Source organism: Pseudomonas sp. Marseille-QA0332 (assembly GCF_054950175.1).
On the sequence record NZ_CM143106.1, the window covers coordinates 3,395,564 to 3,411,115 of the forward strand.

Genomic DNA, 15,552 nt, shown 5'->3' on the forward strand with positions numbered 1-15,552 from the left:
GTCTTCATCATCCCGTCCCGATGGAGTGTCGCCATGCTCAAGGCGGCGATCGTCCTGTTGCTGCTGGCTACCATTGCCAGCCTGTTCAGCGGCCTGGTGTTCCTGGTCAAGGACGATGAGCGGTCGACACGCCTGCTCAAGGCGTTGACGGTCCGCGTGGCCCTCGCGACCTTGACCCTGCTGCTGGTGGCCTGGGGGCTGTGGAGCGGCCAGCTAGTTTCCACGGCGCCTTTCTGAACCGCGCTAGAGCACGTAGACGAAGATGAACAGGCCGACCCAGACCACATCGACGAAATGCCAGTACCAGCTGGCCGCCTCGAACCCGAAATGCTTCTGCGCCGTGAAATGTCCGCGCATGATCCGCGCCAGCATGACGATCAGGATCAAGGTGCCGAGGGTGACATGGGCGCCATGGAAGCCGGTGAGCATGAAGAAGGTGGCGCCGTAGATCCCCGAGCCGAGCGTCAGCCCCAGTTCGGTATAGGCGTGGTGATATTCGTAGGCCTGCAATGCAAGGAAGGCCAGGCCAAGCAGCACGGTCAGCCCCAGCCAGCCCTTGAGGGCCAGCCGGTGTTCGCGCCGCAGGGCATGATGGGCGAGGGTGATGGTGACGCTGGAACTGACCAGCAGGACAGTGTTGAGCAGCGGCAGGTGCCAGGGATCGATCACCGCCCTGGGCGGCGGGAACAGCTTCGGATCGGGCGTCTGCAGCAACGGCCAGGAAAACTCGAACGCCGGCCAGAGCATGTGGGTGACGCCCTTGTGCCCATCGCCAGCGAGCCAGGGACCGGCCAGCATGCGCACGTAGAGCAGCGCGCCGAAGAAGGCCAGGAAGAACATCACCTCGGAAAAGATGAACCAGCCCATGCCCCAGCGCAAGGACCGGTCCAGTTGCGCGCTGTACAGGCCGGCGCGGCTTTCCCTGACCACCGCGCCGAACCAGCCGAACAGCATGTAGGCCAGCAACAGCGCGCCGCCCAGCAGCCACCAGGGGCCATGCGAGCCGGCCTGCCCTGCCTTGAGGTCATTGAACCAGGTACCGAGCCCGAACAGGGTGAAGAACAGCCCCAACGTGGCGATGATCGGCCATTTGCTCTGGGCCGGGACGTAGTAGCGTGGATGTTCGGCCATGCGGTGCTCCTCAACGAGTACGCTCGACGCGCGGGATCCTGGCATCGGCAACCGGTGCCTGGCGCGCGCTGATATCGAACAAGGTGTAGGCCAGGGTCAGTTGCCTGACATGGGCTGGCAGCTCGCGGTCGACGATGAAGCGCACGGGCATCTCGAGGCGTTGCGCTGGCTGCAAGGTCTGCTGGCTGAAACAGAAGCACTGGGTCTTGTGCAGGTAGCTTGCCGCCTCGGCAGGCGTGACGCTGGGCACGGCCTGGGCGGTCATGGTGCTGCCGGTAGGATTGCGAGCAATGAAGACCACCTGGTTCACGGCGCCCGGATGAACCTCGAGCTGGTCCACCTGGGCATGGAACACCCAAGGCATCCCCTGTGCGTTGGTCGACAGGAACTGCACCCTGACCAGGCGGCTCGGGTCGCGCTGCTGGCTGCCCAGGTAGGGGCCCGCGGTCTTGCCATTGATGCCGAACGCCTGGCACATGACGTCGTAGAGCGGCACCAGGGCAAAGCCGAAGCCGAACATCGCCACGCTCGACAGCAGCAGGCGGATGACCAGGCGTTTCGTGGATGCAGCGCTCATGGCGGCCTCCTATTTCACTTCGGGCGGCGTCTGGAACGTGTGGTAGGGCGCCGGGGAAGGCACCGACCATTCCAGGCCATCGGCACCGTCCCAAGGCTTGGCCGGTGCCGGGGCGCCACCGCGAATGCACTTGATGACGATGAACAGGAACAACACCTGAGTGGCACCGAAGGTGAAGGCGCCGATCGACGACACCATGTTGAAATCGGCGAACTGCAGGTTGTAGTCCGGGATCCGGCGCGGCATGCCGGCCAGGCCGATGAAGTGCATCGGGAAGAATGCCAGGTTCATGCCGACGAACGAGAGCCAGAAATGCAGCTTGCCCAGGGTTTCGTCGTACATGTGGCCGGTCCATTTCGGTAGCCAGTAGTAGGCAGAGGCGAAGATGCCGAAGATCGCGCCCGGCACCAGCACATAATGGAAATGCGCCACCACGAAGTAGGTGTCGTGATACTGGAAGTCCGCCGGCGCGATGGCCAGCATCAGCCCGGAAAACCCGCCGATGGTGAACAGGATGACGAAGGCGACGGCGAACAGCATCGGCGTCTCGAAGCTCAGCGCTCCCCGCCACATGGTGCTGACCCAGTTGAACACCTTGACCCCGGTCGGTACGGCGATGAGCATGGTGGCGTACATGAAGAACAGCTCGCCGACCACCGGCACGCCGACCACGAACATGTGATGGGCCCAGACGATGAACGACAGCAGGGCGATCGCCGCCGTGGCGTAGACCATCGAGGTATAGCCGAACAGGGGCTTGCGCGAGAAGGCCGGGATGATCGAACTGACCGCGCCGAAGGCCGGCAGGATCATGATGTACACCTCGGGATGGCCGAAGAACCAGAACACATGCTGGAACAGCACTGGGTCGCCACCCCCGGCCGCGCTGAAGAAGCTGGTGCCGAAATGGATGTCCATCAGCATCATCGTCACCACGCCGGCCAGCACCGGCATCACGGCGATCAGCAGGAACGCGGTGATCAGCCAGGTCCAGACGAACAGCGGCATCTTCATCAGCGTCATGCCTGGCGCCCGCAGGTTGAGCACCGTGGCGATCACGTTTATCGCGCCCATGATCGAACTGATGCCCATCAGATGGATGGCGAAGATGAAGAAGGTCACGCTTTGCGGAGCGTAGGTGGTGGACAGCGGGGCATAGAAGGTCCAGCCGAAGTTCGGCCCGCCGCCTGGACTGAACAGGGTCGAGACCAGCAGCAGGAAAGCCGCGGGCAGCAACCAGAAGCTGAAGTTGTTCATGCGCGGAAGGGCCATGTCCGGCGCGCCGATCATCAGCGGGATCATCCAGTTGGCCAGGCCGACGAACGCCGGCATGACCGCGCCGAAGACCATGATCAGCCCATGCATGGTGGTCATCTGGTTGAAGAAGGCCGGCTCGACGATCTGCAACCCCGGCTGGAACAGCTCGGCGCGGATCACCATGGCGAAGGAGCCGCCCAACAGGAACAGACTGAAGCTGAACCACAGGTACAAGGTGCCGATGTCCTTGTGGTTGGTGGTCAGCACCCAGCGCATCAGCCCCTTGGCCGGACCGTGGACGTGCTCTTGGCCGCTGTCGTCGATCACCGCGCTCATCTCGAATCTCCTGCGCTGCGCCATCCGGAGCCTGGCCCGGCGCCAGCGTTCATGGGTCCTGCGCCTGCTTGAGCGCCAGCACATCGGCTGGCGTGACCATGTCACCCTTGTCATTGCCCCAGGCGTTGCGTTCGTAGGTCACCACGGCGGCGATGTCGACTTCCGACAGCTGCCTGCCGAACGCCGCCATGGCAGTTCCGGGCTTGCCATGGAAGACGATGTCCAGGTGTGCTTCCTTGGGGCCGGTGGCGATCTTCGAGCCCTTGAGCGCCGGGAACATCGGCGGCAAGCCCTGGCCCTGCGGCTGGTGGCAGGCAACACAGGCCGTGTGATAGACCTTGTCGCCACGCTCCACCAATTCCTGAAGCGTCCATTGCCTGCTGGTCAATTCCTCGAGCTTGGCCGCCTCGGCCTTGCGATCGGCCAGCCAGGCGTCGTAGTCGGCCCTGGGTTTCACCTCCACCACCACGGGCATGAAGCCATGGTCCTTGCCGCACAGCTCGGTGCACTGGCCACGATAGAGGCCCGGCTCGTCGATGCGGGTCCAGGCCTCGTTGACGAAGCCGGGTATGGCATCACGCTTGACCGCGAAGGCCGGCACCCACCAGGAATGGATGACGTCGGCGGCCGTGACCAGGAAGCGCACCTTGGCGCCTACCGGCAGCACCAGGGGCTGGTCGACCTCGAGCAGGTAGTGCTCACCCTTGGCTGCCTGGTTGCGAACCTGTTCGACAGGGGTGGCCAGGTTGCTGAAGAACTCGACATCCTCGCCCAGGTACTTGTAGTGCCATTTCCACTGGTAGCCGGTGACCTGGATGTCGACATCCGATTCGCTGGCATCGTAGATGTCGATCAGGGTCCGCGTCGCCGGAATGGCCATGGCTACCAGGATCAGCAACGGCACGAGCGTCCAGAGGATTTCCACCGGCGTATGCTCGTGAAAGGTCGCGGGCTGGCGGCCCGTGGCGCGCCGGTGCTTGACGATCGCCCAGGCCATCGCGCCGAAGACCACGATGCCGATGGCCACGCAGATCCAGAAGATGGTCATGTGCAGGTCGAACACGGCGCTCGAAACGTCCGTGACGCCTGGCGCCATGTTGACCGTCCAGGCGGCATGCGCCTGGCCCAATGCCGCCGAACATAACAGGCCCGTCCAGACGCGTGGATGCAGCATCGCGCGACCCCTCATCGTTTCGTCGTCCTGGAGGCATGGGCCGCGAAGCCTGCCGGGCTGGATGGGTGGACGCTGCACTCGAGGGCGGCCAGGCAATGTGCCGTGACGGGTCGTAGGCGGTGCTACGGCGGGAATGGCAGTGCTGCCTGGGAGCCTTGCATGTCGGATCAACCAGGGCGGCCACGTAGGCGGGAAGCGGTGCCAAGACTGCGAACTTCGACGACCGAGCCGCTGCGCACGCAGTCGGGCCTCATCAACGAATCACGTTCAACCGGAGTATAGACAGCGACTGCATGGCTGCAATGGCCTGGATGAACAAGATTTCATCGAGTCGGAGCGAGCCCGTGTACGGCTGATTGCCACGCTCTATCGGCCATCCGGTCTACCATATGCCAATTGACGTCATAAATATGGCTGCCTATAACGATTCCATCTTAGGTTTTCCTCAAGACCAGCTAACTTAGTGTCTTCTCTGTGTAACACCTTGTCCCTGGAGTTGTCATGAACATCGCCGCTGTGCGCGAGCAGATCACCCTTGCCCACCAACACGAAGCCCGTACCGGCCAGCTCCGGTTGCGCCTGGGGCAGCAGTTGCCTCACTTGCACCGCGCCATCGAGCTACCTGAACATGATGCCCAGGAGATCCTGGCCCGCTTCGTCGGCGCTTATATCGACCAGGTCCCGGAACTGCTCGAAGCGGCCAATGGCGTCGCTCGCGAAGCAGGCATCCAGGCCCAGGTACTGCCGGTCCTGCGGATCGCCGAAGCCTATTTCCTGCAACCGCCCGAGCAGGTCGACAATCAGGTCGGCCTGGACTGCCTGCTCGACGAAGCCTATCTGGCCCATCGCCTGGTCGAGGAAGTGAACGACGTGTACATCCGTCATTTCCAGCAACCCTTGATCCCGGTCGATACCACCGTGGCCAATCTCATCGCCCACCAGCTGATCGGCGAAACCTTCGCCAACCAGCTTGACGAGGTGGTCCATCATTCCGTGGACAAGCTGCTCGACGACGAGCACTTTGCCCTGGAATCGGTCGAGCGCTATCGCCAGGCCCTGTGCAGCCCGCAAACGGGTGCGGCGTGGCAGGACTGGCCGAGCCTCTCGCGCCAGCTCAACGTCGAACTGGCACTGGGCTCCAGGCACTGAATCGAGCATCCGGGCCGCCCTGCCAGGAAGCGGCTCCCGCTGATACCGTCCGCATGCTGATTGATAGCGTCTGATGGCCGTGTCCGTCACGGCCAACTCAATCAGACAGGAAGACTGCTCATGACGATTCGCTGGAACCGCCTTTTCACCGACCTGCTGCGCGGCAGCCGTTCCACCCTGTGGGGCAACTGGGCCCTGAACCCGATCATCCGGCCTGGTGCGGTCGGCATGGTCGACCCGAGCACGGGCGAGTTCACCCTGGTCAAGGAAAGCCTGCCCAAGGTCCAGACCGTGAAGGTCGAACAGAGCCGCAAGTGGAACATCAGTTCGAAAGACGTCAGCCGGCGCGAAAGCCAGGCCACTGTAGGCGGCACGGTGACCGACCCGGCCAGCGGTGCCCAGGTCAAGCCCGACACCACCATCGAATGGAGCTTTGGCCGGGAAGCCTCCATCGCCTCCGAATTCGCCATCCACTCCGAAGAGCGCCTGAGCGACATGGCCTTGATCCAGGAGCATTACCGCTGGCTGCACGAACAGGCCAAGCGCGTCGGCATGGCCACCGACAAGGGCATCTCGGAAGGTTTCGGGGTCGTCACCAGCGTGATCCATGCCAGCAGTGGCATCAATGCCGGGGCAAAGAAGAAGGACGCCAGGTTCTCTCTGGCTGGCACCGCCAGTGGGCTCAACACGCTGCTAGGTGACTCGGGCATCGTTGGCAGCGGCAAGGCCAGTTTCATCGTGTCCCGCGACAGCGCCGCCGTCGAGACCCATACGCTGCCTGCCAAGAGCGGGGAAATTCCTGGCGTACCGCTGCCGCTGGCCTACAGCTTCACCTCCTTCGCCGGCAGCGAGCTGTTGATCCCCAACTGGATCGGCAAGCTCGGCAGCCTGAAATTGCACGTGGACAGCAAGGCCACGTCGGCAACTACCTACATCACCAAGGTGAACGTGTCCTATGACACGCCGGGCGGCAGGGTCGAACGCAGCGCCACCATCCTCGGCGGCAGCTCCGCCAACTTCAACGACATTCCACTCACTGCCACGCGCCTGAGGGTGACTGCCGAGTTCGTCAACGTCGGCAGCAACGATATCCAGGTGCGCGAATGGAATACGCCGCTCAGCCAGTGGGTGGGCGGCACTCGGACCATCCACCTGACCGGTACCTGGCCGGGGTCGCCGAAGATGATCGTGCTCGAGGAAGACTGATCAGACTTCGGCAGCGCTGCGCAGCCGCCCTTCGATCCTGCGCTTGAGTCCGCGCTGTTCGATCAGCAGCCGGGTGCCGACCGACTGGTTGGCACGACCCCAGTCTTCCAGCAGCTCGAGGCAGGAATGGTCGATGTAGCTCAGATTCGCCAGCGGCACATGCAAGGTGGTGCCGGCTGGCACCCGCTCGAGCACCTGGGTCAGGGCAGGGACCTTCAGGAAGGTGGCCGCGCCGCTCAGGCGCAACGCCTTGTGGCCGGGCTCAGGCAAGTCCACGAGATGGATCTTGAGCCGGGCGGCCTTGAGCGCCAGCTTGAGCAGGGTCAGCGCGAAGCCCAGCAGCACGCCGGTCAGCAGGTCGCTGAAGATGATCGCCAAGGCCGTGGCGGCATAGATCAGCACCGGTGACCGACCATAGCGTCGCAGGCCGCGCAGCGCCTTGAAGTCCACCAGCTTCACCCCGGTGTAAACCAGCACCCCGGCCAGGCTCGCCACCGGGATCCGTTGCAGCACGCTGCCCAGCACGACCACGAACGCCAGCAGCCAGATACCATGGAGGATCGCCGAAGCCCGGGTTCTGGCACCGGCCTGCACGTTGGCCGAACTGCGTACGATCACGCCCGTCATAGGCAGTGCCCCGAGGATCCCGCAGAGCATGTTGCCGACGCCTTGCGCGGACAGCTCGCGATCGAAGTCCGAGCGCTGCCCACTGTGCATGCGGTCCACTGCCGCCGCCGACAGCAGCGTCTCGGCGCTGGCGATGAAGGCCAGGGCGACGGCAGCCATCAACAGGCTCGGATCGGCCAGCTTGAACAGATCATCCGGGCGCAGCCAGTCGATGGCTTGCGACAGATCCGCCGGCACCTGCACCCGCTTCACCGGCAATGCCAGCCAGAGGCTGATCAAGGTCATGCTCATCACGCCGAGCAGCGCACCTGGCACGAAGCGCAGCCGTCGTGGCCGCCAGCGCTCCCAGGTCCACATCACGCCAATGGTGCCAAGGCCCAGCAGGCCGGCCTGCCAGGCAGCGCCGTCGCTCTCCAGCGGCAAGGCCGCCGCCAGCGTGGTCGGGAACCCCAGCAGGTTCTGCACGCCGGAGGGCTGTGGCGCGGTATCGAACATCACATGCACCTGCGACAGCACGATCAGCACGCCAATCCCCGCCAACATGCCATAGACCACTGCCGGCGCGGTAACCCGGAACCAGCAGCCCAGCCGCATGCGCCCCGCCAGCAGCTGCAGCAGGCCGGCCAGCAGCAGGATGGGGCCAAGCATCGCCACGCCATGCTGGCGCACCAGTTCGAACACCAGTACCGCCAGGCCAGCGGCCGGGCCACTGACCTGCAACGGCGAGCCGGCCAGGAAGCCGACCACTATCCCACCGATGATTCCGGTGATCAGGCCCTTGGCCGGCGGCATGCCCGAAGCGATGGCGATACCCATGCACAGTGGCAGGGCTACCAGGAAAACCACCACCGAGGCCAGCAGTTCGCGCGGCAGGGCCGCTTGGATCTGTGTCTTGTTCACCATGTTGTTCCCTCTCTCAGTTTCACGACCATTCCAGTGGTCGATGGCACAAGGTCCCCGAAAGACGCGCAGGCGCCAGCCGCCAGCGAGGCCGGCAAGCCGATCAGGGGATTCAAGGCAGTCGATGGCAGGCCGCACCGCAGGTGCGACCGGTCACCGATGGATACCCGGGTCGCTTAGTAGCGGCCTCTCGGCGTCGCGCAGGGAATCGTATCGCCTGCGGTCAATGGCACGAAGCTGTCGCTGGTGGCGTCGTAGGCTTCGATCTGGCTGGTCTCGATGTCGTAGATCCAGCCATGGATGTACAGCTGGCCGGCCGCCAGGCGCGATGCCACCGAAGGGTGGGTACGCAGGTGCTGGAGCTGGGCAATGACGTTTTCCTTGGTCAGTACCTGCATGCTCTCGTGCTCGTTGGAACAGGAGCAGTTGTCCTCGACCACGGTCCGGGCGACCTCGGCATGGCGCAGCCAGGCCTTGACGGTCGGCATCTTCTCCAGCGAATGCGGGTTGAGCACCGCTCGCATCGCGCCACAATCGGAATGTCCGCAGACGATGATGTGATGCACGCCCAGGGCAAGCACCGCGTATTCGATGGCAGTCGAGACGCCACCGTTCATCTGGCCGTACGGCGGTACCACGTTGCCAACGTTGCGGGTGACGAACAAGTCGCCTGGGGAGCTCTGGGTGATCAGTTCAGGCACGATGCGCGAGTCGGCGCAGGTGATGAACATGGCTCGCGGCTTCTGCGCGGTGGCAAGTTTCTTGAACAGCTCCTGCTGTTCGGGGAAAACTTCGGTGTGAAACCGCAGGAAGCCGTCGACGATATGCTTCAGGGCAGCATCCGCGCTCTCGGCGGGAACAGCCGGGGCGGGCTTGGATGGGTCCTTGACGGGCATGATTCATCCTCTTGACGGTGTGAAGGCAAGTCCATTTTACCGGTGAAAAATGCAGGCCATGCAGCTGTTGGATGACAGGTACACGGTATAAATCACAGTTGCTGCGGACTGATTTCCTACGCTACCGAGGAAAACTTAACTCAAACTGAATTGGCGGGCTCTAGAACGGACGTTCCAGCTTCACTGGGGGGAGGGGCGTCATAGTAGCAAAAAAACATCAACTGCTGCCATCCAGGCCCGGCTACAGCAACTGGAATTGCCTATGCAGCGAGCAGAAAACCGTGCAATCCAGGCCGAAGTCCATGCACGCGTCCAGCGCAGGCGATGCGCAACCTTGTCGAAACGCTGTGCCAGTGCCACGGCCACATCTTGCCGCTCATGCATGTGCCGCCACGAGTTCGGCGAATCAGACTCGACAGGTGCGCGGCACGCCGCGGAAAATGGCCGCGCAGGCACTTTTCATGCGAAGCCTAGCTGCGAGCATGACGCTCGGACCAGGCTCGCATGGACAAGGGCCGACCTTGGAACGCCTCGAAGGATGCGCTCATGGACCGTGCGCCCCCTGGCGCGAAGATCTCCTCAAGCAGGCGCCGCCCCAGCGCCTTCGCATCCCCTTGGGCCTGCTCGAACCGCTCGAAGATGTCCACGGCGTGCACTTCGGCCCAGAGATAGCAGTAGTAACCGGCGTCATAGCCGGTCACCAGGTAATCGAAACGTTCGGCGAAACGGTCGCTCGGGTCGTCGGGAAACACCGAGGTGCGCTGGCTGGCGGCGCTGGCCAGTCGCTGCAGCTGGCGCGGGGCAGCGGGCAGGCGGTGCAGCTCGAAATCGAACCAGGCCAGCTTGAGGTCCCTGGCCAGGGTCCAGTGGCGTTGCGCGCGCCTGGCCTGAAGCCAGCGCTCGATCCGCGCCAGGTCTGCCTGACGGCCATCGGCCATGTGCGCGGAAAGGCTTTGCAATGTCTTCGCCGACCAGCACCACTGCTCGAGCAGTTTGCCAATCAGTTCGCTGCCATCGGTGCCCAGCCGTTCGATGCTGTTCAAGCGCCGGTGGTCACTGCCCATGACCAGCTGGTGCAGGCAATGGCCGAACTCATGGAACAGCTTGCACAGATCGAGATGCCCGAGCAGCGTGGGTCCGCCAGCGTCGGGCCTGGCAAAGCAGCAGTTCAGCCAGGCGGCGGCAAGCGTGACGTTGCCCTGGCTGTCGACATGCCGCGTGCGAATCGCGAAGGCATAGGGCCAAGGCAGCTTGCCTGGCCGGTCATACGGATCCACATAGACATGGCCCAGCGTGACGCCTTGCCGGCGAACCTCCAGCAGCTGCACCTCTTCATGCCAGGCATGGGCGGCGATGCTCACGAACTGGAGGTCGAACAGCTGCTCGCAAAATCTGAAAAGCTTTTCCAGGATACGATCGAGTGCGAAGTAGTCACGCATCTGCTGTTCCGGATCGCCCGTGTCCCGCTCGCGCAAGCGTCTGGCCAGGAAGGCATGGTCCCAGGGACGCAGTTGCTCGTAGCCAAGTTCGCTGGCCAGTGCCTCGATGCCTTGGGCGATCGGCGTCATCACCGCGCGGCTGTGCTCGATCAGCGTCTCGAGCAAGCGGACGACCTGCTCGGTGGACTCGGCCACCTTGGTTTCCAGGCTCGCCTCGGCGGCATTGGCGAAACCCCGCAGCTGGGCTCGTTCCTGCCGCAGCCGTACCAGCGCCTGCAAGACCGGGGCGTTATCCAGCACAGGCTGGTCGCCAAGGCTCGAAGCCAGCGTGGTAGCGGCCCGGTACACCTGCTCGCGCAAGGCACGATCGTGCGCATATTCCAGGACGGCAGTCACCGAGGCCTCTCGCAGGTCCAGCGACCAGCCCTCGAGGTTGCGAGCTGCCGCGTTGGCCGCCCATCTGTCGAGTTCCGACTCCGGGATGCCGGCGAGCCGGCGAGGATCGCTGATCAACAGCGACCAAGCCTGACGGGCATCGTCGAGGTTCTGCAGGAACTGCTTTTCCAGTGCGTCGATGGCTGACTGGGTGCGCTCGAAGGGCACGCGCAGCTCGCCCGCAAGCCCGGCGCCTGACTGCCGATACGAACTGAGAATGGCCGTCAGCACCTTGCGCTGCGTGGTATCCAGCGAGCTGGCATCGACGCGTCGATAGGCCTCGAACAAAGGCTCGAGGGCTGCCTTGTCCTGTCGATACGCTTGCAGGGTCGCGTGGCATGCATCGATGACCGAGCCGCCCTGGTCGCTTTCATAGGCCAGCGGCACCAGCGCGCTGAAAAGGTCCTCTACCTGCTGATCGATCTGCTCGATCGGCATGATGAAGTTGTCCCAGCCGGGTGCCTGGCCGTGGGCCAAAAGCCGTTCGGTGATCGCCAGCCGGGCCTCGTGCACGGCCTGACGCATTGCAGGCGCGAGCTGTTCGAGGCTCAGGGCCGGATAGTCGAGAAGACCGGTGCTTTGCAGCCGAGCGATGATGGGAATCATGGAGGGTCCTCCTGGAAACGGAGGTATGCAAGCTAGCCGGCCGGCAGCCCACCCAGGCCATGGATAACTACCACCAGGCAAGGAGCGAATGAGGATGGCCGAATCGGATCCGGCCATCCAGGGGGGAGGTCACTCGGTCGGCTTTTTCAGCTTCGGATTGGGGAAGAACTGCACGGCCTGTACCTTGGCGGGCGCCTTGGGCGCCGCCTGGTTGACACGCGTGCCGAGTTCCTTGGGAATCGACAGGCCCTGCTCGTTGAGCGTGTCGGAAAAGCCGCAGGCCACGCACTCGCGGTGCGGCACGCCGTCCTCGTCCCACATCATCAGCTTGTCGGTTTCGCTACAGGCCGGGCAGACCGCTCCGGCGATGAAGCGCTTCTTGGTCTTTTTCACGGTCACCTCGTTCACGCTGCCGCGTCCTCGGCCAGGCCACTATGACGCAGTAGCGCATCGATGGACGGCTCACGTCCCCGGAAGTCGACGAACAGCACCATCGGTTCGCGCGAGCCACCGCGGGCCAGGATCGCCTCACGGAAGGCACGGCCGGTTTCGGCGTTGAACACGCCTTCCTCCTCGAAGCGGGAGAACGCGTCGGCGGACAGAACCTCGGCCCACTTGTAGCTGTAGTAGCCCGCTGCGTAGCCGCCAGCGAAGATATGCGCGAAGCTGTTGGGGAAGCGGTTGTAGGCCGGAGGACGCATCACCGATACCTCGTCACGCACCCCTTCGAGCACCTCCAGCACGCCGCGGCCGTCGCCATGGCGAGCATGCAGCTCGAAGTCGAACAGCGAGAACTCCAGCTGGCGCACCATCATCAGGCCAGACTGGAAGTTCCTGGCGGCCAGCATCTTGTCCAGCAGGTCCTGCGGCAGCGGCTCGCCAGTCTGGTAATGGCCGGAGATCAGCGCCAGGCCTTCCGGCTCCCAGCACCAGTTCTCCATGAACTGGCTCGGCAGCTCGACCGCGTCCCAGGCCACGCCATTGATCCCGGAAACCCCGGCGTGCTCGATGCGGGTCAGCAGGTGGTGCAGGCCGTGCCCGAACTCATGGAACAAGGTAGTGACCTCGTCATGCGTGAGCAAGGCCGGCTTGCCAGGCGTGGCCGGGGTGAAGTTGCAGACCAGGTTGGCGACCGGGCTTTGCAGTTCGCCAGCGGCGGTACGGCGGCGATCACGGGCGCCGTCCATCCAGGCCCCGCCACGCTTGTTGGCGCGGGCATAGAGGTCGAAGAAGAAACGCCCGACGTGCTGGCCGTTTTCCTTGATCTCGAACAGGCGCACGTCCGGGTGCCAGGTATCGAAGCCCTTGAGCTCGGCGATCTGGATGCCATACAGACGCTGGACGATGGCGAACAGGCCGGACAGCACCTTGTCGATCGGGAAGTACGCCCGCAGGGTCTCCTGGGAGACGCTGTAGCGCTGCTCGCGCAGCTTCTCGCCGAAGTAGCCGACGTCCCAGCTGCACAGATCGCTGCAACCTTGCTCGGCGGCATAGGCCCTGAGCGCTCGCAGGTCCTGCTCAGCGAATGGCTTGCTGCGCCTGGCCAGGTCGCGCAGGAATCCGAGTACCTGGTCGCTGGACTCGGCCATCTTGGTCGCCAGGCTCAGTTCGGCGAAGTTGGCGTAGCCAAGCAATTCGGCCAATTCCTGTCGCAGGTCGAGGATCTCGCGCATCACCGGACCGTTGTCGAACTGGCCGGCATCGGGCCCCTGGTCCGAAGCACGGGTGCAATACGCGGCGTAAAGCTCCTCTCGCAGCGCCCGATCGGCGGCGTAGGTCATCACGGCGTAGTAGCTGGGGAACTCCAGGGTGATCAGCCAGCCGTCCAGGCCCTTGGCCTGGGCGGCGGCGGCCATCTGTGCCTTGGCCGACTCGGTCAGCCCGGCCAGCGCGGCTTCGTCGGTGACATGCTTGGTCCATGCCTGGGTGGCATCGAGCAGCTGGTTGGAGAAGCGGCTGCCCAGCTCGCTGAGCTTGCTTTGTACCTGTGCGTAGCGCTGCTGCTTGTCAGCCGGCAGGTCGATACCCGACAGGCGGAAATCGCGCAGCGCATGCTCGATGATGGTCTTTTGCGCCGCGTCGAAACCTGCGGCCTGCGGGCTGCTGGCCAATGCCTGGTAGGCTTCGAACAGTGCCCGGTTCTGGCCCAGCTCGGTAGAGTAGGCGCTCAGCGCCGGCAGGCAGGACTCATAGGCTTCGCGCAGCTCGGGGCTGTTGCACACGGCATTGAGGTGACTGACCGGGCTCCAGGCCGCGCCGAGGCGGTCGTTGAGTTCATCCAGCACCAGTACCAGGCCCTCCCAGGTGGGGTTTTCACCCTGGGTCGCGAGCATCTCGGCGATGGCCTTGCGGTTGTCGGCCAGGATCTGCTCGATCGCCGGCAACACATGCTCGGCACGGATCGCCGAGAATGGCGGCAGATCATGGGGCTGCAGAAGCGGGTTGTTCGCACTCACGTTTGGATACCTTGGCAGGAGAAACACGGAACCATCTTAATTACAATCGGCACGGACCGCAGCAGGCGGCCCGACTATCAGCCTTCAAGAGGGGCACTATCTTGGCCATCAGGACCTTTCAGCAGCATACCCCGAAATTGGGACCACGAGCGTTCGTCGACGGTTCGGCAGTGGTGCTGGGCGACGTCGAGATCGGCGAGGACAGCTCCGTCTGGCCGCTGGTCGTGATTCGCGGCGACATGCACGGCATCCGCATCGGCGCGCGTACCAGCGTCCAGGATGGCAGCGTGCTGCACATCACCCATGCCGGCCCGTTCAATCCACAGGGCTTCGCGCTGTCGATCGGCGACGAGGTGACCATCGGTCACAAGGTCATGCTGCACGGCTGCAGCTTGGGCAACCGCATCCTGGTCGGCATGGGCAGCACGATCATGGACGGCGCGGTGGTCGAGGACGAAGTGATCATCGGCGCCGGCAGCCTGGTGCCGCCGGGCAAGCGCCTGCAAGGCGGGTTCCTGTACGTAGGCAGTCCGGTGCGCCAGTCACGGCCGCTGACCGACCAGGAGCGCGCCTTCTTTTCCTATAGCGCTGCCAACTACGTCAAGCTCAAGGACCAGCATCTGGCCGAAGGCTACGATCGCATCTGATTCATCCGACCTCGGGAAGCCCCATGCATCATCAGAATATCCTGTTCGACCTCGACGGCACGCTCACCGATCCGCGCCTGGGTATCACCCGCTCGATCCAGCATGCCCTGGCCAGGCTGGGCATCGACGAACCCGACCTGACGCGCCTCGAACACTTCATCGGGCCACCCCTGCTGCAGGCCTTCATGCAGTTCTACGATTTCGACGAAGCCAGGGCCTGGGAGGCCGTCAACTTCTATCGCGAGCGATTCCGGGTCACTGGCCTGTACGAAAACCAGGTGTTCGAAGGCGTACCGCAGCTGCTCGGCGCCCTGGGCGAGCAAGGCCGTACCCTGTACGTGGCTACGTCCAAGCCATGGGAGTTCGCTCGTGAGATCGCCCGGCACTTCGCCTTCGATCAGCATTTCAAGGTGATCTACGGCAGCGAGCTCGACGGCACCCGCACCAACAAGGTCGAGCTGATCCGCCACCTGCTCGAGCAGGAAGGGCTGGATCCGGCGCAAACCCTGATGATCGGTGACCGCAAGCACGACCTGATCGGTGCGCACCGCAATGGCCTGCAGGCCGTGGCGGTCGGCTATGGGTTCGGCAGTCGCGAGGAGCTGCTCGCCGAGCAGCCGGCGTTCCATTTCCAGACCCTGGCGCAGTTGCATGAGGCGTTCATGCAAGCGTGACGCAAGGCCGGCGCTCGAGTGTCTGCCGGCGCTGGAGCAGCC

General features: G+C 64.0%; 14 protein-coding genes. 5 read left to right on the forward strand and 9 right to left on the reverse strand.

Annotated elements, in window-relative coordinates; all coding sequences use genetic code 11:
* The first annotated feature begins 33 nt into the window (after positions 1 to 33).
* A complete protein-coding gene (locus ACY8GK_RS15620) occupies positions 34 to 237 on the forward strand; it encodes a twin transmembrane helix small protein (RefSeq protein ID WP_196175489.1) in 204 nt (67 codons plus the stop codon).
* A gap of 6 nt (positions 238 to 243) precedes the next feature.
* Here ACY8GK_RS15620 and ACY8GK_RS15625 read toward each other — a convergent pair whose 3' ends face one another.
* From ACY8GK_RS15625 to coxB, 4 genes are read right to left on the reverse strand one after another with little or no spacing between them, the layout of a single operon-like run.
* Entirely contained in the window at positions 244 to 1,131 is an 888-nt protein-coding gene (locus ACY8GK_RS15625) for a cytochrome c oxidase subunit 3 (RefSeq protein WP_196175487.1), read from the reverse strand.
* Between the two features lie 10 nt (positions 1,132 to 1,141).
* A complete protein-coding gene (locus ACY8GK_RS15630) occupies positions 1,142 to 1,708 on the reverse strand; it encodes a cytochrome c oxidase assembly protein (protein ID WP_196175485.1) in 567 nt (188 codons plus the stop codon).
* A gap of 9 nt (positions 1,709 to 1,717) precedes the next feature.
* Positions 1,718 to 3,301 (reverse strand): cytochrome c oxidase subunit I, encoded by a 1,584-nt coding sequence (gene ctaD, locus ACY8GK_RS15635; RefSeq protein WP_196175483.1) that lies wholly within the window; start codon positions 3,299 to 3,301, stop codon positions 1,718 to 1,720.
* Positions 3,302 to 3,350: 49 nt separating this feature from the next.
* Positions 3,351 to 4,475: a cytochrome c oxidase subunit II gene (gene coxB / locus ACY8GK_RS15640; protein ID WP_196175481.1), complete on the reverse strand. Its 1,125-nt coding sequence runs from the start codon at positions 4,473 to 4,475 to the stop codon at positions 3,351 to 3,353.
* Between the two features lie 501 nt (positions 4,476 to 4,976).
* Here coxB and ACY8GK_RS15645 point away from each other — a divergent pair.
* On the forward strand, positions 4,977 to 5,624 hold the full coding sequence (locus tag ACY8GK_RS15645) for a hypothetical protein (protein WP_196175479.1): 648 nt from the start codon (positions 4,977 to 4,979) through the stop codon (positions 5,622 to 5,624).
* Between the two features lie 120 nt (positions 5,625 to 5,744).
* Positions 5,745 to 6,830, forward strand: a complete 1,086-nt coding sequence (locus ACY8GK_RS15650; protein WP_196175477.1) for a hypothetical protein — start codon at positions 5,745 to 5,747, stop codon at positions 6,828 to 6,830.
* On the opposite strand, the gene ACY8GK_RS15655 is transcribed toward ACY8GK_RS15650, so the two are convergent.
* From ACY8GK_RS15655 to prlC, 5 genes are all read right to left on the reverse strand, one after another.
* The gene (locus ACY8GK_RS15655; protein WP_196175475.1) at positions 6,831 to 8,360 is read right to left on the reverse strand and encodes a SulP family inorganic anion transporter; all 1,530 of its coding nucleotides are present in this window, start codon (positions 8,358 to 8,360) and stop codon (positions 6,831 to 6,833) included.
* A gap of 173 nt (positions 8,361 to 8,533) precedes the next feature.
* The gene (locus ACY8GK_RS15660) at positions 8,534 to 9,253 is read right to left on the reverse strand and encodes a carbonic anhydrase (protein ID WP_196175473.1); all 720 of its coding nucleotides are present in this window, start codon (positions 9,251 to 9,253) and stop codon (positions 8,534 to 8,536) included.
* A 470-nt stretch (positions 9,254 to 9,723) separates the two neighbouring features.
* Complete coding sequence (locus tag ACY8GK_RS15665; protein WP_462401591.1) at positions 9,724 to 11,733, reverse strand: M3 family metallopeptidase; 2,010 nt, start codon at positions 11,731 to 11,733, stop codon at positions 9,724 to 9,726.
* A 129-nt stretch (positions 11,734 to 11,862) separates the two neighbouring features.
* Positions 11,863 to 12,141 (reverse strand): YheV family putative zinc ribbon protein, encoded by a 279-nt coding sequence (locus ACY8GK_RS15670; RefSeq protein ID WP_462401592.1) that lies wholly within the window; start codon positions 12,139 to 12,141, stop codon positions 11,863 to 11,865.
* Positions 12,138 to 14,189, reverse strand: a complete 2,052-nt coding sequence (prlC, locus tag ACY8GK_RS15675; protein WP_196175469.1) for an oligopeptidase A — start codon at positions 14,187 to 14,189, stop codon at positions 12,138 to 12,140. The genes ACY8GK_RS15670 and prlC overlap by 4 nt, the downstream gene beginning before the upstream one ends.
* A gap of 101 nt (positions 14,190 to 14,290) precedes the next feature.
* Here prlC and ACY8GK_RS15680 point away from each other — a divergent pair, with 101 nt between their 5' ends.
* Both ACY8GK_RS15680 and ACY8GK_RS15685 read left to right on the forward strand, forming a co-directional pair.
* Positions 14,291 to 14,836: a gamma carbonic anhydrase family protein gene (locus tag ACY8GK_RS15680; RefSeq protein WP_196175467.1), complete on the forward strand. Its 546-nt coding sequence runs from the start codon at positions 14,291 to 14,293 to the stop codon at positions 14,834 to 14,836.
* A 23-nt stretch (positions 14,837 to 14,859) separates the two neighbouring features.
* Positions 14,860 to 15,510, forward strand: coding sequence for an HAD family hydrolase (locus ACY8GK_RS15685; protein WP_196175465.1), 651 nt, complete (start codon positions 14,860 to 14,862; stop codon positions 15,508 to 15,510).
* Positions 15,511 to 15,552: the final 42 nt, after the last annotated feature.

Excerpts from the sequence above, each read along its gene's own strand:
- ACY8GK_RS15645 (WP_196175479.1), top strand. The coding sequence starts at position 4,977 with ATGAACATCGCCGCTGTGCGCGAGCAGATCACCCTTGCCCACCAACAC.
- ACY8GK_RS15630 (WP_196175485.1), bottom strand. The coding sequence starts at position 1,708 with ATGAGCGCTGCATCCACGAAACGCCTGGTCATCCGCCTGCTGCTGTCG.
- ACY8GK_RS15655 (WP_196175475.1), bottom strand. The coding sequence starts at position 8,360 with ATGGTGAACAAGACACAGATCCAAGCGGCCCTGCCGCGCGAACTGCTG.
- ACY8GK_RS15625 (WP_196175487.1), bottom strand. The coding sequence starts at position 1,131 with ATGGCCGAACATCCACGCTACTACGTCCCGGCCCAGAGCAAATGGCCG.
- ACY8GK_RS15650 (WP_196175477.1), top strand. The coding sequence starts at position 5,745 with ATGACGATTCGCTGGAACCGCCTTTTCACCGACCTGCTGCGCGGCAGC.
- coxB (WP_196175481.1), bottom strand. The coding sequence starts at position 4,475 with ATGCTGCATCCACGCGTCTGGACGGGCCTGTTATGTTCGGCGGCATTG.
- ACY8GK_RS15665 (WP_462401591.1), bottom strand. The coding sequence starts at position 11,733 with ATGATTCCCATCATCGCTCGGCTGCAAAGCACCGGTCTTCTCGACTAT.
- ACY8GK_RS15685 (WP_196175465.1), top strand. The coding sequence starts at position 14,860 with ATGCATCATCAGAATATCCTGTTCGACCTCGACGGCACGCTCACCGAT.
- ctaD (WP_196175483.1), bottom strand. The coding sequence starts at position 3,301 with ATGAGCGCGGTGATCGACGACAGCGGCCAAGAGCACGTCCACGGTCCG.
- ACY8GK_RS15620 (WP_196175489.1), top strand. The coding sequence starts at position 34 with ATGCTCAAGGCGGCGATCGTCCTGTTGCTGCTGGCTACCATTGCCAGC.
- ACY8GK_RS15660 (WP_196175473.1), bottom strand. The coding sequence starts at position 9,253 with ATGCCCGTCAAGGACCCATCCAAGCCCGCCCCGGCTGTTCCCGCCGAG.